The organism is Mariniflexile sp. HNIBRBA6329, assembly GCF_043558645.1.
Taxonomy (GTDB): domain Bacteria; phylum Bacteroidota; class Bacteroidia; order Flavobacteriales; family Flavobacteriaceae; genus Mariniflexile.
Genome location: NZ_JBIFXS010000051.1, coordinates 1 through 422 on the forward strand (window position 1 = coordinate 1; position 422 = coordinate 422).

At 39.8% G+C, this 422-nt stretch carries 1 protein-coding gene; it reads left to right on the forward strand.

Annotation, left to right across the window (positions count from 1 at the left end; translation table 11 throughout):
• Nucleotides 1–220 (forward strand): hypothetical protein (locus ACGK9U_RS16150; RefSeq protein ID WP_394467593.1); only part of this gene is annotated, 220 nt, incomplete at its 5' end.
• Nucleotides 221–422 lie beyond the last annotated feature (202 nt).

Consider the following 422-nt stretch of genomic DNA (forward strand, 5'->3'; position numbering starts at 1 on the left):
CAAGACACCTGAACAAAGAATCCTCGAACTAGAGGCAAAAGTAAAATTGCTTGAAAAGCAAAAGGCTAGAGCTGAGCACCTTGCCGAACGTGCTGACAAGAAGTCAATCCTATTTGATATGCTAGTAGATTTAGCTGAAAAGGAATATAAAATTGATATCAGAAAAAATTACACACCCGACTCATCGACCTCTTCAAAGAAGAGCACAAAGAAACGTTAGTTTCTACCTGTGATTTGCTCGGGGTAAACAGGCAGGTTTATTATAGATCGATACGGTCAAAGCGGCATAAACAATCCATTGCCCAAAAGGTGGTAGCACTTGTGCGAGAAACCCGTATGACAATGCCCAGATTGGGAAGTAGAAAGTTATATTTTTTACTCAAGGACCAGCTATCGATTTTAAAAGTTGGAAGAGATAAGCT